Origin of the sequence: Enterobacter sp. 01-M-03-SI-ECC (assembly GCF_047530215.1) — a bacterium.
Taxonomy (GTDB): Bacteria; Pseudomonadota; Gammaproteobacteria; order Enterobacterales; family Enterobacteriaceae; genus Enterobacter; species Enterobacter chengduensis.
Window position 1 is genome coordinate 1 of the sequence record NZ_JBLKDA010000047.1, and the last position, 25,484, is coordinate 25,484.

Below are 25,484 nucleotides of genomic sequence, written 5' to 3' on the forward strand. Positions count from 1 at the left end.
TACAACGAATGGCATCCGCATAGTGCACTGGGGTATCGTTCGCCACGGGAATATCTGCGGCGACGAACCAGTCATGGGTTAAGTGATAAAAAGTGTATGGAAATATAGGGGCCAATCCACAGGAGGTCAGTTCCCTGTGGTCCGGGAAACGACATCTTCACTGCTTTCGCCACCGGCTGCATCCTGTAAAAGGGGCTGATTACCGGTTAAGAATTCCGGCAAGCCGGGATTTTGAACCTGATGAAATGCAGTCATCTTTTCATCCGTAATGATGACCAAGTGATCTGCAGAGGCTTCTGACAGAAGCCATCTGATGACGTTTTTACCCACCCATGCGGGGACAACCTCCCTGCATCTGCGGTGATGGTTTTCTCCGCATCAACTAAGGAGAAAACCATGAGCAGTATAATACTGTTGCTTATCACCCATACCACGCGCGTCCTCAGCCGCATTTCAGAAGCAATGCGGCAGCAGCAGGCCGAATGGTTCACCAACCGTAGCGGTCACAGCAGTTTCCGCGCCGAGGTCGTTCAGTCTGAAGGGGGTTTTACCGCCATCATTTCACGCAGAACGGGCTACAGTTCGCGTGACTGGCAGTATCAGCAACTGGCCAGCGCCGGTCAGTTTGCCTCCGCACGTAAGGCTTTACGGGCGGGACGGCAGATGGCGCAGCAGATGGCCTGGCTGCGTTACCGTTTCGACTGAATCAGTTCTGACTGATTAACACTTCCCGGAGGGACCTTCCCTCCAGGGGAGGTCTCCTCCTTATTAATTTAAGGAGTCCTGATGATTCGCTTTACCTCAACCGAATTACGCCCTCTTTTATCACAGCAGGGCGGTATGCAAAGGCCACTGCTGCTTGAAAAGAATCTTGGTATATACATCCGGGTTCCGGATGACCGAAACCCCGGCGAATGGCTCAGGGCATGGGCGGAAGGTTGTAATCCCTCGAAAGATGCAAACTGGTCGGAAAATGCAGACCTGTTAATTCCCGAGAAGGAATACGCTTTTCAGACCTTTATGGAGCAGAGCAAAGTCGACGCCGTTCTGAACGAACACCACGATCTTTTTATGATGCCATCGGCCGGTCCACTGGGGACTGGTATGACAATTCGTAAGGAGACCCGTCCGCCAGAAAAGGTGTATGTCCTGGTGGAGGAATATCGCAGCAATATTCGCTGGCTCTACGATCAGTCTCTCCGGCATTTACCTGCCTGTGTAGGGAATGCGGAACGTCTGAGCTGGCGCTCACAGGCGCTGTCTGTGCTTGACAGGGTAATCCGTCTCGACTGTAAACGGGCAAAACCGGCTGATCGCACGATGTTTGAGAGTGCGGTTCGCAGCGTACGCAGCAGCGTCAGCGAGGTGATGTCTGATGGCTCTTTCCGTTACGCGGGAACCCGCCGCTAGGTTGTATTACTGACTATCTCTGACTTTTTTCCACTCCCGGTGGCGCATTCTTCCGCCCCGGGGAGGATGCGCCCTTTTTTACAGGTTGCATCCTTATGAACAAATCCATTCGCGGCCGTAAGGCCGCGCCGGCTCAGAAAGCCGATCTTTACCAGCAGGTCACCGACAAAATCATTGCCGCCCTGGAAAAAGGGGTTCCACCGTGGCGCCGGCCGTGGCGTTCTGCACAGAACGTACATGGCAGCGCGTTACCGGTGAATGCCACAACCGGCCGCCATTACAGCGGAGTGAATATACCCTTGCTGTGGATGTCTGCTGAAGAGCGGGGATTTTCATCCGATCGATGGCTGACATACCAGCAGGCGAAAGCCGTGGGTGGTCAGGTGCGTAAGGGTGAAACCAGCTCGATGGCCATCATCTACAAACCGTTTGAGAAACAGGCGACGGATGGTAACGATAACAAGCTGTTCGATAAAGACGGTAATCCCGTCATGGAGTCGCTTGCAATGCTGAAGCCGCTGCAACTTTTCAATGTCGCCCAGTGTGATGGACTGCCGGATGCTGTTGCCGGCATGCCGCCAACAGAGGCAGAAAAGGAGCGGCATTCCATACTCAGTGAACAACAACAGGAGCAGGTACTGTCAGTACTGAATGCAACCGGTGTGGTTTGCACATCGTACCGACAAAACCGGGCGTATTATCAGCCATCAACCGATCGAATTGTGATACCTACGACTTCGCAGTTTAATTCTGAAGCTGATTATTGGTCCACACTACTGCATGAACTGGTTCATGCAACCGGCCACAGCCGCCGCCTTAGCCGTGAAGGGATAACAACTTCTTCGCGAAAATTCGGTGATCCGGTTTACGCCTTTGAGGAGCTTATTGCCGAAACAGGCAGTGCTTTTCTTTGTGCAGAGCTGGGTATTTACGGTGATGTTCAGCATGAAAGCTATCTGGCCAGTTGGCTGAAGGTACTCCGTGACGATAAAAAAGCCTTTTTCCGCGCCTGCCGGTTTGCCCGGGAAGCGTCGGAATTTTTACTGCAGCCACTGAACCGACAACCGGAACAGAACAAGGCTGCTTAACAATAAACTTGATGGCCCTGGCCATCAGCATCCCCTGAGGGTATCTCCTCAGGGAGATGCCCTCTGTCTAAACTAAAGAGGAGTAATAACTATGTTTTCATGGTGCAAAAACCGTCTGGAAATCACCGCGAAATCTGTTTGTATTGACGTGATGCAGTCCTGGATTGCCGGCACTGAAACTCCGCGTTATCGACATGCCATACGGCAGGCCATAAAGCTGTTTCTTGCTGGATGTGCCGGGATACTTAAGCCAACAAAAGCGACAGAGTTTACTGCTTATCCGATGCTTACGGCCGCCGGTACGGGGGCTTCTACTTCGGCAAACCAGGCGTTCCAGCATTTCCTGGAATTAATGGAAAAGGATGCGTGGCTCGACAGCGCTACTATTGCACGTATGGAGAAGATCTGGGTTCAGTCCGGCCTGGAAACACTTAAATGGGAGAGTATTCCAGTTTCATCGCGCCAGATAATGTCCCAGTTGATGGCTGTTCACTATGCTGATTGGTTTGGTGTTGCCAGCTTCGGGGAACAGTTCGATCCGCAGGAGCGTTGGGAATGGCTCAGTATAATGCCGGCCGCGAGTTGTCCCTGCGATATGCTGATGATAATGCCGTCACGTCTTGCAACTGAGTTGAACGGTAACAGTGGTTTGTTCCGGGGGCTTAACACAACTGCAGATCTTTACACGCAGCTGTATGGTGTGGAGTTCCCGGCTGGTCATAAAGCCAACTGGAGCCGTGAATCACTGGGCACGATATTACTGACGTTCGATACCCCCTGGTACCCGCCATCTGGAGAGGTTATGGGTGAGATGTCAGAGCTGTTTGACTGTGAGATCCGTCATTACTGGAAATCAGTGGATGAAGGTTTTTCCGGATATAACTGTTTTGACCGCGGTGATCACGTTGACAGTGGCCCCTGGCCGGAAGAAATGCAGCAACTGAGCAACGGTGAAACAGCAAGAATGTACCTTGTCTCTACGGAAACCACAGCGGTAACGCCATATGCGGCGCCAGCGGCACAATACGGGAGCATTCGGGCCTGACACTAAACCAGGATAACCCGGGCTAACCGGTTCAACATACTGGCCACAACACTTGTTGTGGCTTTTTTTCACCCTGACGGGAAACACTGTTTCCCTGTCAGGGGCGTGTTTCCCGTTAAAGGAAACATGCATGAAAAATCTAATAAACCATGAAAAGGCGTTCATTTCGCTTTTCAACCAGACTGCTCGTTATCACCATCGACATCAGGTTTTTGAAGACTTCATCAGTTGCAGCGTTATTGCTCTTCAGAATGCCCTCAGTTTCTGCGAAAAGCGGGAGCAGAAATATCTGCGCATAGTTGCACGTTATGAAAAGAAGGATGTAGTCCGTATGGCAGAATTGCTGGCCCATGTTGTCAATGGGCTGGATGATTCACCGGGTGATTTTCTTGGACAGGTTTTCATGCAGCTTGAACTGGGTGATAAATATCGTGGTCAGTTTTTTACCCCATGGGATGTGGGCATCATGATGGCGCGCATGCAGCTCGGCAACGTTGCTGATAATTTTGCGGACAAGCCTTTTATTACCCTGGCGGAGCCAGCCTGTGGCGCGGGATGTATGGCGCTCGCATTTGCCACTGTGCTGCGCGATGCCGGTTATTCACCACACCGGTATTTGTGGGTTTCAGCTACTGATATCGATCCGCTGGCTGCGGGGATGGCTTATATTCAGTTAACGCTGTGTGGAGTGCCAGGTGAAGTGGTTATTGGCAACTCTCTTTGCGATGAACGCCGTCGTGTGTTGCATACGTTTGCGCATTACCAGGGCAACTGGCCCGGTCGTTTACGTCATGTCCTGAATCAGGCCGCCTGAATAATAAAAAGCTCCCTCCCGGGGGCTTTTTTATTGGGTATAGAGATTGAATGGTTGATGAGGCAGCATCTTGCTACTGGCCGTTATAGTAGTCTTATCTGAGTTGGCATTTCTCCGCGAACGAATTTAATGGTTAGCGGAGCATCAGTTCTGACCTGCAAAAGTGCTTTTACTTCCTCTTCGATTTCAGGCCAGTACAGGCCTGTTTTCTTATATGCAGGGAAAAAGAAAAACCTGATAACGGCAACGATCCTGTTCATCCAGTTTGCCTTTACGGACTTGTGGATGTATTCAAACTCATCCAGTGTCATAGCGCCAATTTCCTTCCCGTTGGCTTCGACTACCCAGTACACATCTTTCATTCCGTCACCTCATCGTTCAGGCTTTTCAGTTTATCTACATCGTCTATTAAGGTGTTTGCCTGGAGGTGACGAAGTGCGAATTCCAGTGAGGGAAACTCCATCGTTTCCTGACGTGACATAAAGCGATCTGTGGCGATGCCATATGTACCTGTTTCGATATTAAAAACGAAGCTGTGGCAGCAGTCCACCGCGGGGTAGTTATAAATCATTAATGATTTTTCTTTTCGCTCATCAGCAATAAGGTACGGCAGAACAAACTCCACCATCTGGATTGTTTGCTCCAGTTCTTCTTCAGACTTTGTTGTGAAACCGATCCCGTAAACTGACTGTCCGGTATAAATATTGCCGAAGGCAGTCAGACGCAGACCTGCGATCGTACCGACCCATTTATCACGGTATGCTCGCATGGTAGTTGAGGCATCCTCACTCATACTAAATATTCCATGCCAATTGGGAGCATCTCCCCAGCTCGCTATGACGAGTTCATCTCTCTGATTTTCCAGGTCTGCAAGGTGGTCTTCGGCTATTTCCAGATTTCGTTCTGCACGTCTGACTGAGCGCTCGCGTTTTGCAATAACCTCTGAGGCATCGCTAATTAGCTTTTCAATGGCTTTGATATTTTCACCAGTTGGTAAACTGGACATATCAGTCTCCTGCGGCCTTGTAGAAGGTGACTTGCTCATTGCCCAACCTCCCGACTAACCTTCGTACCGCCTGCGACTTCCGGAATTTGTTTCCACAGGCGCGCGGTCCATTCAGGTTTAAGATGCTCCGGATTGGAGGAACGATAAATTGCGGTCACGTTGCTGCGTTTAGCATCGCCTGTGACTTCTATTGTCAGACGATCATTAGCTGCCCAGTTCCGGCTCATGCGATAATAAGACCCGGGTTGGGCTGACCAACTGGCACCTTCCGAAATTGCCGATGCTGACCAGCCAGCATTTCCCTGGCCATTGTTTCTTGCTGCTGAAACATCTTCATCTGAGGGAAAACCATAATGTTGCTTCAGGCGTAGTGCAGCAGTATCTACGCCGACTGGCAGGCTGAATGCCTGGGTAATCTCATTACGTTCAGCCTGTTTGTCAGAAGTATGCTGCTCTCCAGGTGATATCATTGTGCTGACATCTGACAGTTGTCGCTGAAACTGATTGAGCTGGTTCTGGCTACACCCCGCAAGAGCCATAAGTACAAAAGAGATACCTGAGCAAAGAATGAGTTTTTTCATAGTGTTCTCCTGAGGACTTCCAGGGCTGTCAGTAAACAGCCCCTTCATTTTGCTGGATCAGAAAGTGAATTGAAGTTGTGCAACCGCCCCGTAGGTACGATCAGTGCCTGCGATGCCCGTGATATCCAGGTGAACCACATCAAACGGAGAGAACCCCAGGCCGGCAGTGAAAGCATTGCCTTCTCCGGAAGCCATGTTCTGGCGGTAACCCGCGCGCACCTGCATCCAGTTCCAGGCATTAATCTCGGCACCCAGACTTGCAAACTGACGCTTATTATCACTGGTGAAACCACTCGCTTCAGTCAGGTCGACATCGAGCGCGGTTGTGATGAAGCTGTTGTGCCATGAGGCGCCGGCCGTGGCCTGCGGTTTAATCTTGAACGTTCCCTTTTCACCATTTACTTCTTTGGTATCGATTGAGCGGGGGATGATATTTTGTACGGCCAGACCGAGAGTCCAGTTATCGTTCAGGTTTGTGGACAGACCGACGTCGGCGTTAAAACCGGTTTTGGTATTGCGGTACTCGCTGGAGTCAATGTCGTTTTTGTCAAAATTACTGACGGAAACGTTGTAGTTAAACAGATCAACGCGCTGGTATTTTGGTGTGATACCAAAGGACCAGGCATGTCCTGCAGTTTCGAACTCATGCGCCATGGCCACGCCGACATCGGTGATCACAGCCGCACGACCGTAGGCTCTTGACGTAAGTGAGTCAGTATCCACTGCAGAAGGGGGGATTGTGCCATCGGCGACCTTGTCGAGGTATTCCAGGTCGTGATCGCTTACCTTACCATCGACAGAGACAGTACCCCATGATTTCACCACAACGGCGAACGGTAGTGTCTGGTTCGGCACAGTTGCAATAACTGAAGCCCCGACCTGGCCGTTCGCATGTGTGTTTTTCAAATCCTGAAGCTTACTCTTGAGTGCCGCGGCGCTTTCGCTGACACCGGACTGATTAGCGACGGCGCTGTCGAAACGATCCCAGAGGTCCTTAACATCATCCGCTTTATCCACGGTTTTATCCGGGTCAGAGACCCGGGCGCCCACCGATGGCAGCACCAGGCTGAAATCATCGGTTGGTCCGGACGTAGTTAACAGAGCAGGGTTAGACAGAGCAGCTGTACCGTAGTGCGCGGATGCCACGCCGGTGCCACCCATAGCATCACCGCGTGCCTCCATCCAGTTCGTCGCAGCATTAACCGACGGCGCTGCGGAAACAAGAAGAGCAAGGGAAACGCAGCGTGTAATCATTGAAATTGAAGCTTTCATCATTTATATCCTTTGTCGTTTATGGTGTTTAAGGCAAAAAAATCCCCTGGCGCTGGCGCACCAATAAAACAATGTGTCTGACTAGTTATTTCACTTAATATTGAGGGCTGTTATTTGGCTAACAAATTTACTCCATTCTGGTGTTATAAATTCCTCAGGGAAAAGAAAAGGTTCTCTTTCCTCTTCGGTCCAAATATTTTGAGAAAACTTACCTGACTCTGTTCGTTGAAGTTTCTGAATCTCCCACAGTGCAGCGGCCGGAAGTATCTTTCCTTCTCTCAGCGCATGCAGTAAATAACCGGATGCATAAAATGTGTCGAAACTGTTGAGAATATGCGCCCTGAAGAGAATGTTGCTCATGCTCAGGAATGAATTAAGTTGTGTTTTATAAGCACCTGAAGATGGACAATGTCCGATACATTCAACTACACGAATTGTTGTGTTATTAACGGTTTTATAGCGCCGAATAAAAATGAAAACATGTCCGGATTCGTTTTTGATATCTCCTGAGGTGTATTGATTCTCTTTGACCAGGAATATGTCAGGACGGGTCAGGTTGTCGTCAGATGTATATTCCTGAATTCTTTTTTTAATTATCATGGCAACCTGCATCCATTCGCTGAAAGCGGTCAGGTACACTGGCCGGGGATCACTTCCTTCCAGCCATCTGGTACTTACACAGAACCAGTCAGATAGCTGTTTCAGCAAAGGTGCAGTTAAGTAATCCATCGTTCTTTCACGGCTTTCCAGAACGCTCAGACCGATATTCCAGTCCGAGAGCAGGCGAGCCACGTCCAGTACCGACAGGCGGTGCTCATCCATCAGCAGCCAGAACCGTTCGTGGATATGTGTGATCACAGCCTGTCGGGGGATAAGCGTCTCGCGCATGATACCCTCGACGAGAATATTGACCAGTTCAGCTGATGAAATACCCAGGCGTCCTGATACCAGTGTGACGAAATCCCTGACAGCTGGTTTAAAACGTATTGCAATAGGGCTGCCAGACGTTTTCTTTCCGTCCGAAAGCTGGGCTACCAGCTGCTGCATATTTTCATCCCGTTCAGTGATGATACTGGCAAGGATGGAGGTGATGTTCAGACGGTTCATATAATTTCCCGGTGTTGGCTAATACATTAATTCGACTTAAGTTATTAATTATTGTATCCACTGTGGATACGTTACCGCGCACCAGAGTGGATGTATAACGTTGAAAATCGATCGTTCAGATCGACTACATTGATGTAGCCAGTGTGACAACAGGTGAATAATCAAAACAGGGGAAATTATTTTTTCGGATTGAAAGTTTTTCGTATGACAAGAACGGGCCATAACGCTCTGGACGGTACACGCCAACGCCACTGTGCAAGAAGAATTTCCAGTTGCATAACTGCACGCGCAGCGGGTGTGAAGGGGACATGTATGACATGGCTTCGGTAATGTCCGGCCTGAATCTGAAGATGCCTTCTGATACGTTTAATTCGATAAGAGGTCAGGAGATGGGAGGCAATCACGATGGTGTTTTCTTTACCACTGAGAGCGTCCTCTATACTGGTTAGCACTCCATTCCAGAACCAGACCACACGTTCGGATGAAATACTGACGGTTGGCTGGCTTGGCGACAGATGCACGAATATCCTTGAGCTGCGCTTATGGTAGCTCAGGATGCAGGGCTGGTTGATGAGTCTGCGCTGCATCCAGTTCACCACTCTCAGAGAAAAAGGGGATAGCAAAACAAGCCCCCAGAGATACACCATCCCATCCTGATACCCCGTAATTAGAGTGATGAGCCCGTAACTCGCAAGACCCCAGCAGAGGATAATTCCAGAGACCACTAATCTTTGCATTCCTGTCGCTTCCCCTCAGATTTCTGATGGCACTTAAGGAAGCATGCTGATTAATTATCTTCATCTGAAAACTGTGAACCGGCCTTTAAGGATTAATGCAAGTTCGTTTTGTTTAATCAGGAACTAAGGCTTTTGACTTGCAAAATACAACCGTCTCCATAGCGTAGCGTCAATTCGGAATCTGGTTATGGGGTGGTTATGCGTGGACTGAAATGGTTAACAGGCCTTGGGCTGGCAGTCGGAACGGAACACTCAGTAAGGCCATCCGTGCAGCCGGCACAAGCGGGAGGGTTCAGGAACGTACGGTCCGGTCAGTTGTTACTGGGAACTGCGGAGCGACAGAAGATCGTCCGGATGTTGCGGGAAAATTGCCCACTGTCACAGTCAGCCTTTGACGAATTCTGGCTTAAACCCTTAGAGCAAATGGCTGTTCGGGTTCAGGAAATACCGGCAGCCTGGGCGGGGCCGTTCTCCACACCAGGGAGCTTTACTAACCTCAGTTTATCCGTGGCCGCAAGTGCCGTGAGGCTGGTACGCGGTATGATGTTACCTCCGGGAGCGACGCCTGAGGAGCAGGCAGAGCAGGGGCCTGCCTGGATATGCGCAGTGTTCTGGGCTGGGCTTTTTCATCATCTTGACTGGTTGTCGCAGATTGAAGGGAGCCTGGCGAACGGAAAAGCCTGGTGTCCGGGGATGGAAATACCCGGTGCAAACTGGCGGGTGCGTCCCCGGCAGGGGAGAACGGCTTCAATGAACGGCATGTACATTGCCAGTAAACTCATCCCGGATGCTGCGGCTATCTGGCTTCAACGCTGGCCGGCGATTTCAGGTGCGCTATTTTTGTATCTCAGCGGACAAAAAGCTCAGTCTGGAATTCTCAACAGCATCATCAGCGATGCGCTTGCCAGCGTTGCCAATAAATCAGGAACCGTTTCTGGTACAGCAAGCCCCTCTGAAAGCGATAAGGTGATCACCACAGGGGAGGAAGGGGAGGAAGAATCCAGAACAAACAATATCCCAAATTTAATAGACGACGATATGCATCAAACGTCCAGTCACAAAAATATAACACCGGTTCCAGAGCCAATTAACAATGCTTCAATAGGTTACGATACTAACCAGACAGGTGATTATGCTGCTAAGGATGTTACCGGTCAGGTTACGTTGCTTTCGGCATTTGATAATCATGATACACAGTCATCCGATGAACGAACAGGTGATGAAACTGTCCCGGATGAGTCGGTATCAACCGCAGAACTTCTTAGCGTGCTTGACCAGATGTCGGGTTCTGGTGCTCCTGTTGTTGAAGCGAAGGTTGAAACTACTTCTTCTGAAGAGCCTTCGCTGGTCGGGATGGAATCTGGCACTCCAGGAGAAAAGTTTCTGGACTGGCTGAAATCCTCAATCCTTGACGGTACGGTTAGTGTCAATGAGGGCGAGAGTTTTGCACATATTCTGGCTCAGTTTGTATTCATTGTTTCACCTGAGTGTTTTTTTAAATATTTATCGCTGAATACAAACGTGTCACTGGATAAATCAGAGTTACAAAAAAGCTTTGAAGCTCTGAACGTTCATTATTCACGAAATGGTAAAGGCCTCTGGCATTACCATAAATACGATACGCCGGACAAAAGCGGTCGTTACACCAAAATGTCAGGATACATGCTGAGTGCTGACATTATTTACAGAAAAGGAACCTGTCCACCGGACAGCGTATGGCTTGCACGAAGAAATTAATACTATTATTTAAGTCAGAATAACAATATACGAGGTGAATATGAACAATGCATTTGAAGAAGTGCTTGATGATTATTTTTTCAGTAAATCTTTGCGCCCGGCTACGGAGTGGAGCTACAGGAAGGTAGTCAGATCATTCATTTCCTTTAGCGGGAAAGGTATTTCACCAGAGCAGGTTGATAAAACGCTGGTTTTAACGTGGCGCCGAAAAATTATCCATGAGGAAGGACTGAGCAGAACGACATGGAATAATAAAGTGACTCATATGCGCGCTATATTTAATCACGCCATCGTTAATGGGCTTGTAACGATGAGGGAAAACCCTTTCAACGGCGTAATTACCCGACCTGATGTCAAACGCAAAAAAACACTGACTGATGTGCAGATGAATAAAATTTATCTGCACATGCTGGCAAGGGAAGAGGATGAACGGATTGGTATGATGGAGTTAAGAAAAAGCGCCTTACGGCCAGCATGGTTCTGGCTAACGGTACTGGATGCATTGCGGAGGACAGGAATGCGCCAGAACCAGCTGCTGCACATTCGCCTGGAGGATGTAAATTTTGAGCACCGCTGGATTAATCTCCGGCCTGAGGGTTCCAAGAACCATAAGGAACACAGGGTTCCGATTACTGAAAACCTCCGCCCCAGACTTGAAAGGCTCCATAACCTTTCCCTTGAACGTGGCGCGAAGATGCAGGACCAGTTGTTTAATCTATCTCGCTTTGATGGCCGGAAGAATGAAATCAGCAGCAACATGGATTATCCGCCGTTGCGTGCGTTTTTCAGACGACTTTCACGAGAATGCGGTTTTACAGTCAGCCCGCACAGATTCCGACACACCATCGCGACTAACCTGATGCGTTTGCCGGATCGTAATCTGAAGATGGCACAGGACCTGCTGGGTCATTCAACGCCGGCGGTCACGCTGGAGTATGTTGAAAGTGACCTGGATAAGGTCCGGGACTTGCTGGAGGAGCTGGATGCGGCATAAGACTAATCTTAAGTTAAATCTAAGTTGATGAAATTAAAAATGGAAAAAAAAGGGATGTTTGCTTTACAAAAGATTGACACAGGGAAGATCTGAGGGTAAATACGTTCGTGAAGTAAATTGTGGACGTGAGAAATCCAGAGGATGGTGACAACATCCTCTGGATTTAAGTCCCGTGTTCAACTGATGCGGTAACACAAGTACCATCATCATGCCGTCTGGGGACTACTGTCTTGCCCGTTAAGGATCTCATCTCTTAACGAACAGGCTCTGAAGAAGTGGTGCCCGGACTCGGAATCGAACCAAGGACACGGGGATTTTCAATCCCCTGCTCTACCGACTGAGCTATCCGGGCAACGGGGCGCATTAAACCCGATCTGCCCCGTGGCGTCAACGAAAAATGTTGTTTTCGTTACAGACTGCGCAATCTCTCACCATTTCGCCGCATCCTTAAGCGAAAAAGTGCGTCCAGAGCGCGGAGAGCGGCATCGCGATCAGCAGCGCGGGCAGCATGTTCACCACGGCAAACATCTTGATCCCACAGATGCGCAGCCCTGTCGCCAGCAGCAGCAGGCCGCCGACGGCCGTAAAGTCTGCCATCATCGCCGGCGTGGTGAGCGGGAGAATCAGCGTGGCGCAGGTGGCGAGCGCCAGCTGAATAAGCAGCATCGGCACGCAGATCGCGGCAACGGCAATGCCGAGCGTGGTGGCAAAAATAGTGGCGGTGAAGAAATCAAGAAACGCTTTTGCAATCAAAATGCTCGGGTCGCCCGTCATCCCTTCCTGCATTGAGCCGAAAATCCCGGTGCCGCTGGCGCAAAACAGAATAATGATGGCGACATAGTTCTGAATAAACGTCTCGTGCGTGCCGTGTTTCGCCTTGCCCGGTCGGGCTATCAGATTTTTGGCTTTGCTCACCGCGCCGTTAATGCCTTTTTCCAGATAGCAAAATTCGCCAATGAGCGCGCCGAGCAGGGTGGCGAGCACCATCACGGGCAGGTTGGCGCATTTGATCACTAAAAGAATGCCGATCCCTAACGATGCCAGGCCGAATATTGACGGCATGGAGGTGCGAATTCGCTCCGGCAGCCGCTGGCTCAGCACGGCGCCGAGCACCCCGCCCAGCAGTACGGCTCCTGCGTTGATAAATGGCCCGATAACCACGCTTAACTCCTGTTATTTAATCATTGATATTGCATTATTATGGCACGTCAGCGCCGCGCGGGCCTTAGCTTTGGGTGATATCACTGCATACTGATTCCTTCTTGCACCTCAAAATAAAAGGTGACATTATTGCGCGAATTTTCTCCTCCCTGTCTCACCGCCCGGTGAGGGTAATTGCGCTTATGAAAACCATGAAAATCGCCGTCAGCCGCGAGCTGCTCTCAACCGTGTCTACGCACCGTGAAAAGGTGACGCTGGACAGCACGGATTTTACCGATGTGGCGGCCGTCGTCATCACGGCGACAGAGAGTCGCAGCGGCATCCTTGCATTGCTGAAACGCACGGGCTTCCACTTACCGGTGTTTATTTTCTCGCAGGAGCCAACGGACGTGCCTGACGGCGCCACCGCGGTCATCTCGGGTAAAGCTCAGGAGTTTCTGGAGCTGGAGACCGCTGCCAGCCGTTACGAAGAGAATCTGCTGCCGCCGTTTTTCGACACTCTGAGCCAGTATGTGGAGATGGGCAACAGCACCTTCGCCTGTCCGGGCCACCAGCACGGGGCGTTTTTCAAAAAGCACCCCGCGGGAAGGCAGTTCTATGATTTCTTCGGTGAGAACGTGTTTCGCGCCGACATGTGCAATGCCGACGTAAAGCTGGGGGATCTGCTGATCCACGAAGGGTCCGCCAAGCACGCGCAAAAGTTCGCGGCGAAGGTGTTCAACGCGGACAAAACCTACTTCGTGCTGAACGGCACGTCGGCGGCCAACAAGGTGGTGACCAACGCGCTGCTCACCCGCGGCGATCTGGTGCTGTTCGACCGCAATAACCATAAATCCAACCACCACGGGGCGCTGATTCAGGCGGGCGCCACGCCGGTGTATCTTGAGGCCGCGCGTAACCCGTTTGGCTTTATTGGCGGGATTGACGACCACTGCTTTGACGACGCGTACCTGCGCAATCTCATCCGCGAGGCGGCTCCGGAGAAGGCCGACGAGGCGCGTCCTTTCCGCCTGGCGATCATTCAGCTTGGCACCTACGATGGGACGATCTACAACGCCCGTCAGGTGATCGACAAGATCGGCCATCTCTGCGACTACATCCTCTTTGACTCCGCGTGGGTGGGCTACGAGCAGTTTATTCCGATGATGGCGGAAACCTCCCCGCTGTTGCTGGAGCTGAACGAGAACGATCCGGGCATTTTTGTGACCCAGTCGGTGCACAAACAGCAGGCCGGGTTCTCGCAAACCTCGCAGATCCATAAGAAGGATAACCACATTCGCGGTCAGGCGCGTTTCTGCCCGCACAAGCGGCTGAACAACGCGTTCATGCTGCACGCCTCCACCAGCCCGTTTTATCCGCTGTTCGCCGCGCTGGACGTGAATGCCAAGATCCACGAAGGGGAGAGCGGACGCAGGCTGTGGGCGGAGTGCGTGGAGCTGGGCATTGAGGCGCGCAAGGCGATCGTTGCCAACTGTCATATGATCAAACCGTTTATCCCGCCGGCGGTGGCGGGGCGGCCGTGGCAGGATCATCCGACGCACGCCATCGCCAGCGAGCTGCGCTTTTTCAGCTTCGAGCCGGGGGCCAAATGGCACGGCTTTGAAGGCTATGCGAGCGAGCAGTACTTTGTCGACCCGTGCAAGCTGCTGCTGACCACGCCGGGCATCGATGCCGAAACCGGGGAGTACACCGATTTCGGGATCCCGGCGACGATTCTGGCGCACTACCTGCGTGAAAACGGCATCGTGCCGGAGAAGTGCGACCTTAACTCGATCCTCTTCCTGCTGACGCCCGCCGAAAGCCGCGAGAAGCTGGCGCAGCTGGTGGCGATGCTGGGCCAGTTTGAACAGCATATTGAAGACGATACGCCGCTCGCGGACGTGCTGCCGACGATCTTCCAGAAATACCCGGTGCGCTACCGGGATTATACCCTCCGCCAGTTGTGCCAGGAGATGCACGATCTCTACGTCAGCTTCGACGTGAAGGATCTGCAGAAGGCGATGTTCCGCAAGGAGAGCCTGCCTGAGGTAGTGATGAACCCGCAGGATGCAAACCGGGCCTATATTCGCGGCGACGTGGAGCTGGTTCGCATCCGGGATGCTGCAGGGCGCATTGCTGCCGAAGGGGCGCTGCCCTATCCGCCTGGCGTACTGTGCGTGGTGCCGGGTGAAGTCTGGGGTGGGGCGGTACAGCGTTACTTCCTGGCGCTGGAAGAGGGCATCAACCTGCTGCCGGGCTTCTCGCCGGAGCTGCAGGGCGTTTACAGCGAGAAGGATCCCGACGGGATTAAGCGGCTGTATGGGTATGTTCTAAAGTAGACTCTCTCGAACGTAGGCCGGGTAAGCGTTAGCGCCACCCGGCGAAATGCCCGGTGGCGCAAGCTTACCGGGCCTACAATACTGCATCAGGCTTCTGCGCGGCGGTACATCCTCCTCGGATGCCCAATCTTACCGTACAGCATCTCCACCGTCAGAAAACCGGCCTCCACGCAGTGCTCCAGATAGCGACGGGTGGTGGTTTTGCTTAATCCCGTCTCGCTCACCACCTCGTCCACGGTAAAGCAGTGCGTTGCCTTGTCGTTAAACAGCGCCTGCACCCGCGCCAGCGTATTTTCCTCAATGCCTTTACTGCCGTTGTCCTGGCGGTAGTTTTTCGCCTGGAGCTGATACAGCGAATCGACGTTCTGCTGGTCGACAATCTTCCAGACCCGCTGCTGTTCGGCAAACTGCACGAACCGCTCCAGCGACTGGCTGAGCCGCTTCCAGGAGACGGGTTTGAGGATGTAGTCGAACGCGCCGTTGCGGATCGCCTGGCTGCAGGTGTCCATATCGCTGGCGGCGGTGATGAAAATCACCGAACAGTTGGCGCGAGCCAGCATGGGGTCATTGACCAGTGAAATCCCTTTTCCGTCCGGCAGATAGTTATCCAGCAGCATCAGCTGCGGCTGTTTGTTGGCAAGCTCCGCCTGGGCCGCGGCCAGCGAAGAGGCAATGCCCACCAGCCTCAGGCGCGGATGTTTGCCTATCAGCTCCGCGTGCAGCTGTGCCAGTTCGTTCTCGTCTTCAACGATCAGTACGTCGATAAGTTCATGTTGCATAGTCGGTGTCTTCCAGTTGCCGGGCGGTTCCCGCGGCCGGGATAAACAAGGAGAAAATGGCGCCGCGCGGCGTATTATCGGCAACTTCTATCGCGCCGCCAGCCTGCGTGACATAGCTTTCGATCAGATACAGACCAATCCCATGATCGCCGCGCGTTTTGGTGGTGATGCCGCGTTCAAATATCCGCTCACGGATCGCGGGTTGAATGCCCACGCCCTGATCCGCCACTTCAATAATCAGCTCCTGTTCGCTGAGCTTTATCAGCACTTCTACTGGCGCGTGGGGAAGCGGCGACCGCTGCGTCGCTTCGATGGCGTTATCCATCAGGTTGCCAATAATCGAAATCAGCTCCTGCTCCCCCAGCGGCAGAAACGGCCTGTCCAGCCTGCAGGCCGGGTCAAAGCACAGTTCGACACCTTTCTCCCGCGCGCGGGCGGCTTTCCCCAGCAGCAGGCCGCACAGGGTCGGGGAGCTGAAGCGCGACGAGATAAAGTCCAAAAGCTCCTGAGCGTGTTCCGACTGCGCCTGAATGTAGCCAATGGCTTCCTCATAGCGGCCCATATGCAGCAGGCCGGAGAGGGTGGTCATCCGGTTTAGCTGCTCATGACGCATAATGCGCAGGTTGTCGACATAGCGTTTGACCTGGCTGAGCTGGGCGCTCAGCGAGTCGATCTCGTTGCGATCGCGGAAGGTGATCACCCAGCCCTGCAGCGACCCCTCAAGCATGATGTGCACCCGGCTGGCAATCACCGTGAGATCGTTAAAACGGCAAATCTCGTCATGGGTATCTTTCGCCAGCATCGTCTGGGTATCGAAGAACGGGACCGGATCGATCACCTGGCTTATCAGCTGCCCGCGCAGCTCGCGGGCCGGCTGGCTCAGGCCGAGCAGCTTGCGCGCCGCCTGGTTGATGACCTCAATCCGCCTTTGATCGTCAATGGCAATCACGCCTTCATAAATAGACTCCATCATCGCCTTCTGCTGGCGCACCAGCAGGCCGATCTCGCGCGGCTCAAGGGAGAAAATCTGCTTCTTGATGCTGCGGGTAAAGAACCAGGAGAAAATAAAAAGCGCGATCAGCAACAGCACGGCGGCAATCAGGATATTGACCACCTTACTGACGGTAATGGTGTCCAGGTAGCTGGTGAGATAGCCGACCGAAACGATGCCGACCACCTGTCCGGCAGCGTTGAAGATGGGGGCTTTACTGCGCAGCGAAATGCCCAACCCGCCTTTGCGGATGGTGGTAGTGCTTTTACCCTGCAATACGTCTTCGTTGTCGCCGCCCACCAGCGTGGTGCCCACTCTGTCGGCAAACACCGAGTGAAAAAGATGCTGGCCCTTATTATCACCAATCACAATAAAGCTGGCGTCGCTGTGTGCAGAAATCTTCTGCATAAAATCATGGATGGCGGTGATATTCTTTTGTTCAACTTCATTACGCAGTGTTGGAATAAGCGCAATTTCTTCCGCCTGTATTTTGGCACGCGTGCTCATTTCCTGATAAAGCTGTTTCCCAACATCGGCATAATAATATCCGCCCAGTAGCGCAAAAAGCACTGAAAAAAAGGCAACCAGCGAAATAAACAGCTTGATCTGGAAAGAGACTTTCATAACTATCACGCAAGGTAGCGACAAAGATCGCCAATATATCATCTTTTTTCGCGCGGACGCCCGCTTTGCCGAAAACTTGTGATCCCTTGCACAGCGGGCGTTGTAAAAGCGTTGTCCCGAGGTGGAGCGCATCTCAGGCTGCACGAATAAATGTTATTTGTTTGTTCAGTTCGGAAAAGAAACCATAAAAACCACGGCAATAAATAAGGCATAAATCACATTAAATAAAAGAAACCATTAAAACCATAGCTGCCATTAAAACTTCGCTTTTAATATGCCATCCCTCACATAAAGTAAGCCTTTGTGACTCTAAGCTGAACGCACAAAATAACCAAGGGGCTTATTATGAGCACAACTGACGATTCTTTCTCTGTTACCCACGACCCGATTGAAATTCAGCGACCTTCACTCAAAGAGCGCTGGTGGCATATTATGGATACCTGGAAAATTGGGATTATTCCTCTGCCGCTGTTCGTTCTGGCGGGTGTGCTGATTGCGATTGATTGCCTGGGCGGAAAACTGCCGAGCGATATCGTGGTCATGGTCGCCACGCTGGCCTTTTTCGGCTTCGCCTGCGGCGAGTTTGGCAAACGCCTGCCGATTGTCGGCAAGCTTGGCGCGGCTGCGATTTGCGCCACCTTTATCCCTTCCGCGCTGGTCTACTACGGCCTGCTGCCGGACGTGGTGGTCGAGTCCACCACCAAGTTCTACAAATCCACCAACATTCTCTATCTCTACATCTGCTGCATTATCGTCGGCAGCATCATGAGCATGAACCGCACGGTGCTGATTCAGGGCTTCCTGCGCATCTTCTTCCCGATGCTGTGCGGTGAAATCGTCGGCATGCTGGTGGGGATGGGCGTCGGCCTGGCGCTGGGTCTTGAGCCATTCCAGATCTTCTTCTTCATCATCCTGCCGATCATGGCGGGCGGCGTGGGGGAAGGGGCAATCCCGCTCTCCATCGGCTATGCCACCCTGCTGCACATGGACCAGGGCGTGGCGCTCGGCCGCGTGCTGCCGATGGTGATGCTCGGCGGCCTGACGGCAATCATCATCTCCGGCTGCCTGAACCAGCTCGGTAAACGCTACCCGCACCTGACCGGCGAAGGCCAGCTGATGCCTAACCGCGCGAATGCCGACGCCACCGTCTCTCAGCCCGCGTTCTCCGGCAAAGCGGACGTGACCACTATCGCCTCCGGCGCGCTGCTGGCGGTATTGCTCTACATGCTGGGCATGCTAGGCCACAAGCTGATTGGCCTGCCTGCACCGGTCGGCATGCTGTTTATGGCGGTGCTGGTGAAGCTCTGCAACGGCGCCTCTCCGCGCCTGCTGGAAGGCTCTCAGGTGGTGTACAAATTCTTCCAGACCTCGGTGACCTACCCGATCCTCTTCGCCGTTGGCGTGGCCATCACCCCGTGGCATGAACTGGTGGCCGCCTTCACGCTGACCAACCTGCTGGTGATTATCAGCACCGTCTCCGCGCTGGTGGCGACCGGGTTCTTCGTCGGCAAAAAGATTGGTATGCATCCGATTGATGTCGCCATCGTCTCCTGCTGCCAGAGCGGGCAGGGCGGTACCGGCGACGTGGCGATCCTGACCGCAGGCAACCGCATGAGCCTGATGCCGTTCGCCCAGATTGCTACCCGTATTGGCGGGGCGATTAACGTCTCTATCTCACTGCTGATTCTGGGCAACTTCCTCGTTTAAGTTTTCAGGAAAGAACAATGAAACTCGCAAGCTTTTTATACCAGGGAAAACGCAGCTACGGCATCGTTCAGGCCGACGGCGTGATTGATTTAGGCCGCCGCCTGGGCGACCGCTACGGCGACCTCAAGGCGCTGCTGCAGGGCAACGGGCTGGCGCAGGCCACCCGCTACCTGAACGACGCGGTGGACGTGCCGCTGAGCGCCATCACCTTCTTACCGGTGATTGAGCAGCCGGAAAAAATCCTCTGCGTGGGCATGAACTACGCCGACAAGCGCAAGGAGTTTGACCAGCATAACCCGGCCCCGACGCTGTTCGTCCGCTTCCCGGATTCCCAGACCGGCCACAATGAGCCGGTGCTGAAGCCGCGCCACTCCAGCGAATTCGACTACGAAGGCGAGCTGGCGGTGATCATCGGTAAAGGCGGGGAGAACATCAGCCGCGACGACGCCCTGCGCCACGTGGCGGGCTACAGCTGCTACATGGACGGCTCCGCCCGCGACTGGCAGCACACCTGGTTTACCGCCGGCAAAAACTGGCGTCAGACCGGCGCGTTTGGGCCGTGGATGGCGACGGCGGATGAAATCCCCGATCCGCACAGGCTTGCAATCCGCACCTGGCTGAACGGCCGCATGGTGCAGGAAGACAACACCAGCAGCATGATCCACAAGGTCGCGGAGCTGATCGAGTACATCAGCACCTTTACCCGCTTAAGCCCGGGCGACGTGATCATCACCGGATCCCCGGGCGGGGTGGGCAAAAAGCGTAACCCGCCGCTGTTTATGAAGGAGGGCGATCGCATTGAGGTGGAGATCGAGCATATCGGTCATCTGAGCAACGTGATCGTGGAAGCGCCAGCCGTCGGGCTTGCGTCAGCACATTAAGTAAGGCGGCAGCATGCACTCGCAACCCATCGATTTTCGCCACACCCTCGTGGCGAAGCATCCGGAACGCTTAAGCCAGATCCGTTACCTGCTGGCAGACAGCGGCCTTGGCCTGGACAACGACATCACGCTGTTCGTCGAAGCCTGGTCCAGCTCGCAGCTGGTGGGTTGCGCAGGGCTTGCCGCCAACGTCATCAAATGCGTGGCGGTCAACGAGCAGCTTCGCGGCGAGAACCTCAGCGCCCGGCTGCTGGCCGAGGTGGAACATGCGGCGCTGGAGCGCGGCCATTTTCACCTCTTCCTCTGTACCCGTCCGTGCAACCGGGAACGCTTTGCCCGCAGCGGCTTCTGGCCGATTGCCCAGAGCGGGAACAACGCGGTGCTGATGGAGAACACCCCGCAGGGGATCGAGCGCTACTGCCGCTCTCTGCGCGCGAACCGCAGGTGTGGGGAGAACATTGGCGCCATCGTGATGAACGCCAATCCGTTCACTCTCGGCCACCGCCATCTGGTGGAGCAGGCGGCGGCGCGGTGCGATGCCCTGCACCTGTTCGTGGTGCGTGAAGACGCGTCGTTCTTCCCGTTCAGCGCGCGCCTCGAGATGGTGCGCGCGGGCGTGGCGCACCTGCCGAACGTGGTGGTGCATGAAGGTTCGCAGTACATCATCTCCCGCGCCACCTTCCCGGCCTACTTCCTCAAGGAGACCGGCAAAGTGCAGCAGGCGTGGAGCGAGATCGACGTGCTGATCTTCCGGGACTTTATTGCCCCGGCGCTCGGCATCACGCACCGCTTCATCGGTTCGGAGCCGTTCTGCGACATCACCCGTCAGTACAACCAGACGCTGCACGACCTGCTGGCCTCGCATATCGAGGTGGTGGAAATGCCGCGCATCAAGGCCGCCGGCAACGCCATATCGGCGTCCGAAGTGCGCCGCTTTCTGAAGACACAGCAGTTTTCCCGGATCCGGGAAATAGTCCCGGACTCCACCTTCGCGCATCTCGAAACGCATTACCGTGCGAGTGCGGAAGTCGCTTAACTACCAGGAATTTATCATGAAAATTGTAAGGGAGGCGCTGGCCGGCACGCAGGAGTCCAGCGACCTGATGGTGAAAATCGCGCCCGCTCACGGCGAGCTGGAGATCGTCATCCACAGCGAAGTGATTAAGCAGTTTGGCGAGCAGATTCGCCAGGTGGTCAACGACACCTTGCGCGCCATGAACGTGCACCAGGGATTAATCATTATTGAAGACAAAGGGGCGCTGGACTGTGTGATCCGCGCCCGCCTGCAAAGCGCGCTGCTGCGTGCCGCCGAAGAACAGGCCATCAACTGGGGGGCGCTGAAATGAGCAAACTCCGCCGCAGCATGCTGTTCCTGCCGGGCGCCAACGCCGCCATGCTCTCAACCGCCTTTATCTACCGTCCCGACTCCATCATGTTTGACCTTGAGGACGCCGTTGCCCTGCGCGAGAAGGATACTGCGCGCATGCTGGTGTTCCACGCCCTGCAGCACCCGATGTATCAGGATATCGAAACCGTGGTGCGCATTAACCCGCTCAGCACGCCGTTTGGCCTGCTGGATCTGGAGGCCGCCGTGCGCGCGGGCGTGGACGTGATTCGCCTGCCGAAAACCGATACGCCTGAAGATGTCTATGAACTTGAAAGCCACCTTGAGCGCATCGAACGCGAGTGCGGCCGCGAGGTCGGCTCCACCCGCGTGATGGCCGCGATTGAGTCGGCCATTGGCGTGATTAACGCCGTGGCGATTGCCCGCAGCTCTGTGCGCCTCATCGGCATCGCGCTGGCCGCCTTTGACTATGTGATGGACATGCAGACCGAGCGCGGCGACGGCACCGAGCTGTTCTACGCCCGCTGCGCCGTGCTGCACGCCGCCCGCGCGGCGGGCATCGACGCCTTCGACGTGGTGTGGTCAGACGTTAATGACGAGGCCGGGTTCCTGCGCGAGGTCGATCTGATCCGCAAGATGGGCTTTAACGGCAAATCGCTGATTAACCCGCGCCAGATAGACCTGCTGCACAACGCCTACGCCCCGACGCAGGAGGAGGTGGATCACGCCAAAAGGGTGATTGAGGCGGCAGAAGAGGGCGAGCGCAACGGCCTGGGCGTGGTGTCGCTTAACGGCAAAATGGTGGATGCACCGATTATTAACCACGCGCAGGTGGTGCTGGAGCGCGCGGCGGCTTCCGGCGTGCGTCGGTAAGGATGAGATGATGAATCAGACAGAACTTCTTCACGTGAATTTTCCCCATCTGCGGGACTTAAAACCGTTTGATACCGCCCACAGCGCCACGCCGTGGCTGGCGGACAGCGACGCGAAGCACAGCCGTAAACTGTGTGCCTCCATTGAAGAGGCGGTGAAGCGCAGCGGCCTGCGGGACGGAATGACCATCTCCTTCCACCATGCGTTTCGCGAAGGCGACCGGGTGATCAACACCGTCGTGGCGCTGCTGGCGAGGATGGGCTTCAAAAATCTGACCCTGGCCTCCAGCTCGCTGATGACCTGCAACGACGCGCTGATCGAGCATATTGAAAGCGGCGTCATCACCCGCATTTACACCTCGGGCATGCGCGGCAGGCTGGCGGACGCCATCTCCCACGGGCTGATGGACGAGCCGGTGCAAATTCACTCCCACGGCGGACGCGTGAAGCTGCTCCAGGACGGGGAGCTGAATATCGACGTGGCGTTTCTCGGGGTGCCGTGCAGCGATGAGTTTGGCAACGCCAACGGCACCCACGGTAAATCCTGCTGCGGCTCCCTGGGCTACGCCATGGTGGACGCGCACTTTGCCCGCAAGGTGGTATTGCTGACCGAAGCGCTGGTGCCGTTCCCCAATATGCCCGCCAGCCTGGTGCAGGACCAGGTGGACTACATCGTGCAGGTGGAGAGCGTCGGTGACCCGGCGAAAATCAGCGTCGGCGCGGCGCGCGTCACCAGCAACCCGCGCGAGCTGATGATCGCCCGCTATGCGGCGGACGTGATCGAGCACTCCGGCTACTTCAAGCCGGGCTTCTCGATGCAGACCGGCTCCGGCGCGGCGGCGACCGCCTGCACGCGCTTTATGGAAGAGAAGATGGAGCGCAGCGGCGTGAAGGCGCGCTTTGCGCTCGGCGGCATCACCGGCAGCCTGGTGGATCTGCACGAGAAGGGGCTGATCGAAAAGCTGCTCGACACTCAGTGCTTTGACGGCCAGGCGGCGGCCTCGCTGGCGCGCAACCCTAACCACGTGGAGATCTCCACCAACGTCTACGCCAACCCCGGCAGCAAGGCGGCAAGCTGCGACCAGCTCGACGTGGTGATCCTCAGCGCGCTGGAAATTGACGTCGATTTCAACGTCAACGTCATCACCGGTTCCGACGGCGTGATGCGCGGCGCGTCCGGCGGGCACTGCGACGTGGCCGCCGCGGCAAACCTGACCATCGTGGTGGCGCCTCTGCTGCGCAGCCGCATTCCGACGGTGGTGAAGCGCGTCACCACGCGCCTCACGCCGGGTGAAAGCATCGACGTGCTGGTCACCGATCACGGCATTGCGGTCAACCCGGCGCGCCCGGAGGTCCGCGAGCGGCTGATGGCCGCCGGGCTGAAGGTGGTGGATATCAACGCGCTGTACGAGCGGGCGATTTCCCTGACTGGCGTACCGAAACCGATTGAATTTACCGACAAAATCGTCGGGGTGATCCGCTATCGCGACGGCAGCGTGATCGACACCGTGCGACAGGTGAAGGAGGAAGTATGACGGTAGCGACACCCGTGCGGGCGGGTGTCAGCCTGGACGAACTGCTGGCGGCGAAAGAGCGCCGCGCAGCGCGCCAGGCTGACATGCTCGAGCACTATCAACAGCCGGTGATATCCCTCACGCTGGTTACGCCAGGGGAAATCAAGGACAGCCTGCGCTATCGCAACACCATGGGCGTGGCGCTGCAGATGTGCGACCAGCTGCTGTGGGAAAACCGCTGGCAGGTGCTGGACCGTCAGGTGCTGTGGCTCCCGACCGGGCCAGAAGCTCTGTGGTGCGTGGCCCATCCGGCGGCGGAGATCAAAGCGCACTGCGCGGATCTGGAGCAGACGCACCCGCTCGGCAGGCTCTGGGATCTGGACGTGATCTGCCCTCAGCACGGCCACGTCGGGCGTCAGTCGCTGGGGGCAAATCTCCGGCGCTGCCTGATTTGCGACGAGCCCGCGCACGCCTGTTCCCGTTCGCGCAATCACCCCGTTGAACAGGTGGTTTCCCGCGTGGAGAAGATGATTGATGACTGGTTTGCTCGCGACTAAGCCCCGCATTACGGACGTGCCTGCCCTTGCTGAAGCGGCGCTGTGGCAGGAGCTGGAGCTGACGCCCAAGCCGGGGCTGGTGGACACGCTCAACAACGGTTCCCACCGCGACATGGACCACGCGCTGTTTGTCCGCAGCATCGCGGCGATTACGCCGTGGTTTTCGCGCTTTGCCGAGCTCGGTAACGCGCATGCCGATAAACCTGCTGAAGCACAGCTACGGATCATCCGCCCGATGGGGATGGCCTGCGAGCAGGCGATGTACGCCGCGACGAGCGGAGTGAACACCCATAAGGGCGGGATTTTTGCGCTGGGTTTACTCTGCTTTGCCGCCGGGCGTGTGAAAAATATCTCTGCAGAAGGCCTCTGTTGTGAGGTAAGTAACATCTGCCGCGGGCTGGTGTCGCGGGAGCTGGCCGGGCGCGGCGGGCAGGCGACGGCGGGCGAGCGGCAGTTTCAGCAGTACGGCTTAACCGGCGCGCGCGGTGAGGCAGAGAGCGGGTTTGCAACGGTGCGCAAGGCGCTGGCGCAGTGGAACGGACGTTCACTTCACGGCCTGCTGCTGCGCCTGATGGCAATCAATCAGGACAGCAACCTCGTCTCGCGCGGCGGCATTGAAGGGCTACGCTACGTTCAGGTCTACGCGCGGGGATTACTGGCTAACGGCTGGGACCGCGAGGCGTTGCTTAAGATGGATAATGCATTGATAGAACGCAATCTGAGCCCGGGCGGCAGCGCGGATTTGCTGTCGGTGGGGTGGGTGCTGTCTGCAATAAAATAGCCGGGTGGCGGCTACGCCTGACCCGGCCTACGGTTTGTTTTTGTAGGCCCGGTAAGCGCAGGGTATGAACCGGAAACATGGGTAACACTTTAGACCGGATACATGGGTAACAGTTATAACTGGCATAGAAGAGGAGACTCGCTATGCCCTGGACTGAGACCCG

Annotated in this window: 26 protein-coding genes and 1 tRNA gene; 16 read left to right on the forward strand and 11 right to left on the reverse strand. The window is 54.9% G+C overall.

Features of this window, described 5'->3' with window-relative positions; all coding sequences use genetic code 11:
* Positions 1–126: 126 nt before the first annotated feature.
* The gene (locus ACMWKK_RS24270) at positions 127–330 is read right to left on the reverse strand and encodes a hypothetical protein (protein ID WP_406542947.1); all 204 of its coding nucleotides are present in this window, start codon (positions 328–330) and stop codon (positions 127–129) included.
* Between the two features lie 66 nt (positions 331–396).
* Between ACMWKK_RS24270 and ACMWKK_RS24275 the strand changes: the two genes are divergently transcribed.
* From ACMWKK_RS24275 to ACMWKK_RS24295, 5 genes are all read left to right on the forward strand, one after another.
* Positions 397–705 (forward strand): hypothetical protein, encoded by a 309-nt coding sequence (locus ACMWKK_RS24275; protein ID WP_152043838.1) that lies wholly within the window; start codon positions 397–399, stop codon positions 703–705.
* 81 nt (positions 706–786) lie between these two features.
* Positions 787–1,410 (forward strand): hypothetical protein, encoded by a 624-nt coding sequence (locus tag ACMWKK_RS24280; RefSeq protein ID WP_152043837.1) that lies wholly within the window; start codon positions 787–789, stop codon positions 1,408–1,410.
* 95 nt (positions 1,411–1,505) lie between these two features.
* Positions 1,506–2,498 carry an ArdC family protein gene (locus ACMWKK_RS24285; RefSeq protein WP_152043836.1) on the forward strand — a complete coding sequence of 331 codons (993 nt, stop codon included), beginning with the start codon at positions 1,506–1,508 and terminating at the stop codon, positions 2,496–2,498.
* 91 nt (positions 2,499–2,589) lie between these two features.
* Complete coding sequence (locus tag ACMWKK_RS24290) at positions 2,590–3,543, forward strand: DUF1281 domain-containing protein (RefSeq protein ID WP_000493293.1); 954 nt, start codon at positions 2,590–2,592, stop codon at positions 3,541–3,543.
* Between the two features lie 130 nt (positions 3,544–3,673).
* Entirely contained in the window at positions 3,674–4,357 is a 684-nt protein-coding gene (locus tag ACMWKK_RS24295) for a hypothetical protein (RefSeq protein WP_000793034.1), read from the forward strand.
* Positions 4,358–4,440: 83 nt separating this feature from the next.
* Here the strand turns inward: ACMWKK_RS24295 and ACMWKK_RS24300 are convergent, their stop codons facing one another.
* The 6 genes from ACMWKK_RS24300 to ACMWKK_RS24325 form a co-directional block, all read right to left on the reverse strand.
* Complete coding sequence (locus ACMWKK_RS24300) at positions 4,441–4,719, reverse strand: hypothetical protein (RefSeq protein ID WP_152043835.1); 279 nt, start codon at positions 4,717–4,719, stop codon at positions 4,441–4,443.
* Complete coding sequence (locus ACMWKK_RS24305; protein WP_152043834.1) at positions 4,716–5,363, reverse strand: hypothetical protein; 648 nt, start codon at positions 5,361–5,363, stop codon at positions 4,716–4,718. The genes ACMWKK_RS24300 and ACMWKK_RS24305 overlap by 4 nt, the downstream gene beginning before the upstream one ends.
* Before the next feature lie 35 nt (positions 5,364–5,398).
* A complete protein-coding gene (locus ACMWKK_RS24310; protein ID WP_152043833.1) occupies positions 5,399–5,944 on the reverse strand; it encodes a hypothetical protein in 546 nt (181 codons plus the stop codon).
* 57 nt (positions 5,945–6,001) lie between these two features.
* Complete coding sequence (locus tag ACMWKK_RS24315; protein WP_226869113.1) at positions 6,002–7,198, reverse strand: conjugal transfer protein TraF; 1,197 nt, start codon at positions 7,196–7,198, stop codon at positions 6,002–6,004.
* Positions 7,199–7,306: 108 nt separating this feature from the next.
* Positions 7,307–8,323: a hypothetical protein gene (locus ACMWKK_RS24320; RefSeq protein WP_152043831.1), complete on the reverse strand. Its 1,017-nt coding sequence runs from the start codon at positions 8,321–8,323 to the stop codon at positions 7,307–7,309.
* 176 nt (positions 8,324–8,499) lie between these two features.
* Positions 8,500–9,060, reverse strand: a complete 561-nt coding sequence (locus tag ACMWKK_RS24325) for a pili assembly chaperone (RefSeq protein ID WP_226869112.1) — start codon at positions 9,058–9,060, stop codon at positions 8,500–8,502.
* A 198-nt stretch (positions 9,061–9,258) separates the two neighbouring features.
* Between ACMWKK_RS24325 and ACMWKK_RS24330 the strand changes: the two genes are divergently transcribed.
* A complete protein-coding gene (locus ACMWKK_RS24330) occupies positions 9,259–10,797 on the forward strand; it encodes a TraI domain-containing protein (RefSeq protein WP_152043830.1) in 1,539 nt (512 codons plus the stop codon).
* Between the two features lie 40 nt (positions 10,798–10,837).
* Positions 10,838–11,791: a tyrosine-type recombinase/integrase gene (locus ACMWKK_RS24335; RefSeq protein ID WP_406542948.1), complete on the forward strand. Its 954-nt coding sequence runs from the start codon at positions 10,838–10,840 to the stop codon at positions 11,789–11,791.
* A gap of 276 nt (positions 11,792–12,067) precedes the next feature.
* On the opposite strand, the gene ACMWKK_RS24340 is transcribed toward ACMWKK_RS24335, so the two are convergent.
* Both ACMWKK_RS24340 and ACMWKK_RS24345 read right to left on the reverse strand, forming a co-directional pair.
* Positions 12,068–12,143 (reverse strand) — tRNA-Phe (locus tag ACMWKK_RS24340).
* 95 nt (positions 12,144–12,238) lie between these two features.
* Positions 12,239–12,952: a DUF554 domain-containing protein gene (locus tag ACMWKK_RS24345; RefSeq protein ID WP_045329315.1), complete on the reverse strand. Its 714-nt coding sequence runs from the start codon at positions 12,950–12,952 to the stop codon at positions 12,239–12,241.
* A gap of 182 nt (positions 12,953–13,134) precedes the next feature.
* Here ACMWKK_RS24345 and ACMWKK_RS24350 point away from each other — a divergent pair, with 182 nt between their 5' ends.
* Positions 13,135–15,270 carry an ornithine decarboxylase gene (locus tag ACMWKK_RS24350; protein WP_112781520.1) on the forward strand — a complete coding sequence of 712 codons (2,136 nt, stop codon included), beginning with the start codon at positions 13,135–13,137 and terminating at the stop codon, positions 15,268–15,270.
* 86 nt (positions 15,271–15,356) lie between these two features.
* Here the strand turns inward: ACMWKK_RS24350 and ACMWKK_RS24355 are convergent, their stop codons facing one another.
* Together ACMWKK_RS24355 and ACMWKK_RS24360 are read right to left on the reverse strand one after the other, a co-directional pair.
* Positions 15,357–16,049 (reverse strand): response regulator, encoded by a 693-nt coding sequence (locus ACMWKK_RS24355; protein ID WP_112781521.1) that lies wholly within the window; start codon positions 16,047–16,049, stop codon positions 15,357–15,359.
* Entirely contained in the window at positions 16,039–17,664 is a 1,626-nt protein-coding gene (locus ACMWKK_RS24360) for a sensor histidine kinase (protein ID WP_201746577.1), read from the reverse strand. Before ACMWKK_RS24360 ends, ACMWKK_RS24355 begins: the two co-directional genes overlap by 11 nt.
* Before the next feature lie 345 nt (positions 17,665–18,009).
* Here ACMWKK_RS24360 and ACMWKK_RS24365 point away from each other — a divergent pair, with 345 nt between their 5' ends.
* The 8 genes from ACMWKK_RS24365 to citG are packed head-to-tail and all read left to right on the forward strand — an operon-like array spanning position 18,010 to position 25,321.
* The gene (locus ACMWKK_RS24365) at positions 18,010–19,371 is read left to right on the forward strand and encodes a 2-hydroxycarboxylate transporter family protein (RefSeq protein ID WP_045329311.1); all 1,362 of its coding nucleotides are present in this window, start codon (positions 18,010–18,012) and stop codon (positions 19,369–19,371) included.
* A 17-nt stretch (positions 19,372–19,388) separates the two neighbouring features.
* On the forward strand, positions 19,389–20,252 hold the full coding sequence (locus ACMWKK_RS24370) for a fumarylacetoacetate hydrolase family protein (protein WP_045329310.1): 864 nt from the start codon (positions 19,389–19,391) through the stop codon (positions 20,250–20,252).
* A gap of 13 nt (positions 20,253–20,265) precedes the next feature.
* Positions 20,266–21,288, forward strand: coding sequence for a [citrate (pro-3S)-lyase] ligase (gene citC / locus ACMWKK_RS24375; RefSeq protein WP_112781524.1), 1,023 nt, complete (start codon positions 20,266–20,268; stop codon positions 21,286–21,288).
* A 16-nt stretch (positions 21,289–21,304) separates the two neighbouring features.
* Positions 21,305–21,598 carry a citrate lyase acyl carrier protein gene (gene citD / locus ACMWKK_RS24380; protein ID WP_045329307.1) on the forward strand — a complete coding sequence of 98 codons (294 nt, stop codon included), beginning with the start codon at positions 21,305–21,307 and terminating at the stop codon, positions 21,596–21,598.
* Complete coding sequence (citE, locus tag ACMWKK_RS24385) at positions 21,595–22,470, forward strand: citrate (pro-3S)-lyase subunit beta (RefSeq protein ID WP_112781525.1); 876 nt, start codon at positions 21,595–21,597, stop codon at positions 22,468–22,470. Before citD ends, citE begins: the two co-directional genes overlap by 4 nt.
* Before the next feature lie 10 nt (positions 22,471–22,480).
* Positions 22,481–24,004, forward strand: a complete 1,524-nt coding sequence (gene citF, locus ACMWKK_RS24390; protein WP_112781526.1) for a citrate lyase subunit alpha — start codon at positions 22,481–22,483, stop codon at positions 24,002–24,004.
* Positions 24,001–24,540, forward strand: a complete 540-nt coding sequence (gene citX / locus ACMWKK_RS24395; protein ID WP_112781527.1) for a citrate lyase holo-[acyl-carrier protein] synthase — start codon at positions 24,001–24,003, stop codon at positions 24,538–24,540. The genes citF and citX overlap by 4 nt, the downstream gene beginning before the upstream one ends.
* A complete protein-coding gene (gene citG / locus ACMWKK_RS24400) occupies positions 24,518–25,321 on the forward strand; it encodes a triphosphoribosyl-dephospho-CoA synthase CitG (protein WP_112781528.1) in 804 nt (267 codons plus the stop codon). Before citX ends, citG begins: the two co-directional genes overlap by 23 nt.
* The last annotated feature ends 163 nt before the right edge of the window (positions 25,322–25,484 follow it).

Excerpts from the sequence above, each read along its gene's own strand:
- ACMWKK_RS24370 (WP_045329310.1), top strand. The coding sequence starts at position 19,389 with ATGAAACTCGCAAGCTTTTTATACCAGGGAAAACGCAGCTACGGCATC.
- ACMWKK_RS24300 (WP_152043835.1), bottom strand. The coding sequence starts at position 4,719 with ATGAAAGATGTGTACTGGGTAGTCGAAGCCAACGGGAAGGAAATTGGC.
- ACMWKK_RS24325 (WP_226869112.1), bottom strand. The coding sequence starts at position 9,060 with ATGCAAAGATTAGTGGTCTCTGGAATTATCCTCTGCTGGGGTCTTGCG.
- ACMWKK_RS24275 (WP_152043838.1), top strand. The coding sequence starts at position 397 with ATGAGCAGTATAATACTGTTGCTTATCACCCATACCACGCGCGTCCTC.
- ACMWKK_RS24285 (WP_152043836.1), top strand. The coding sequence starts at position 1,506 with ATGAACAAATCCATTCGCGGCCGTAAGGCCGCGCCGGCTCAGAAAGCC.
- ACMWKK_RS24310 (WP_152043833.1), bottom strand. The coding sequence starts at position 5,944 with ATGAAAAAACTCATTCTTTGCTCAGGTATCTCTTTTGTACTTATGGCT.
- citX (WP_112781527.1), top strand. The coding sequence starts at position 24,001 with ATGACGGTAGCGACACCCGTGCGGGCGGGTGTCAGCCTGGACGAACTG.
- ACMWKK_RS24295 (WP_000793034.1), top strand. The coding sequence starts at position 3,674 with ATGAAAAATCTAATAAACCATGAAAAGGCGTTCATTTCGCTTTTCAAC.
- ACMWKK_RS24280 (WP_152043837.1), top strand. The coding sequence starts at position 787 with ATGATTCGCTTTACCTCAACCGAATTACGCCCTCTTTTATCACAGCAG.
- citF (WP_112781526.1), top strand. The coding sequence starts at position 22,481 with ATGAATCAGACAGAACTTCTTCACGTGAATTTTCCCCATCTGCGGGAC.
- ACMWKK_RS24350 (WP_112781520.1), top strand. The coding sequence starts at position 13,135 with ATGAAAACCATGAAAATCGCCGTCAGCCGCGAGCTGCTCTCAACCGTG.
- ACMWKK_RS24290 (WP_000493293.1), top strand. The coding sequence starts at position 2,590 with ATGTTTTCATGGTGCAAAAACCGTCTGGAAATCACCGCGAAATCTGTT.
- citG (WP_112781528.1), top strand. The coding sequence starts at position 24,518 with ATGACTGGTTTGCTCGCGACTAAGCCCCGCATTACGGACGTGCCTGCC.
- citD (WP_045329307.1), top strand. The coding sequence starts at position 21,305 with ATGAAAATTGTAAGGGAGGCGCTGGCCGGCACGCAGGAGTCCAGCGAC.
- ACMWKK_RS24305 (WP_152043834.1), bottom strand. The coding sequence starts at position 5,363 with ATGTCCAGTTTACCAACTGGTGAAAATATCAAAGCCATTGAAAAGCTA.
- citC (WP_112781524.1), top strand. The coding sequence starts at position 20,266 with ATGCACTCGCAACCCATCGATTTTCGCCACACCCTCGTGGCGAAGCAT.
- ACMWKK_RS24355 (WP_112781521.1), bottom strand. The coding sequence starts at position 16,049 with ATGCAACATGAACTTATCGACGTACTGATCGTTGAAGACGAGAACGAA.
- ACMWKK_RS24365 (WP_045329311.1), top strand. The coding sequence starts at position 18,010 with ATGAGCACAACTGACGATTCTTTCTCTGTTACCCACGACCCGATTGAA.
- citE (WP_112781525.1), top strand. The coding sequence starts at position 21,595 with ATGAGCAAACTCCGCCGCAGCATGCTGTTCCTGCCGGGCGCCAACGCC.
- ACMWKK_RS24330 (WP_152043830.1), top strand. The coding sequence starts at position 9,259 with ATGCGTGGACTGAAATGGTTAACAGGCCTTGGGCTGGCAGTCGGAACG.
- ACMWKK_RS24335 (WP_406542948.1), top strand. The coding sequence starts at position 10,838 with ATGAACAATGCATTTGAAGAAGTGCTTGATGATTATTTTTTCAGTAAA.
- ACMWKK_RS24320 (WP_152043831.1), bottom strand. The coding sequence starts at position 8,323 with ATGAACCGTCTGAACATCACCTCCATCCTTGCCAGTATCATCACTGAA.
- ACMWKK_RS24315 (WP_226869113.1), bottom strand. The coding sequence starts at position 7,198 with ATGATTACACGCTGCGTTTCCCTTGCTCTTCTTGTTTCCGCAGCGCCG.
- ACMWKK_RS24360 (WP_201746577.1), bottom strand. The coding sequence starts at position 17,664 with ATGAAAGTCTCTTTCCAGATCAAGCTGTTTATTTCGCTGGTTGCCTTT.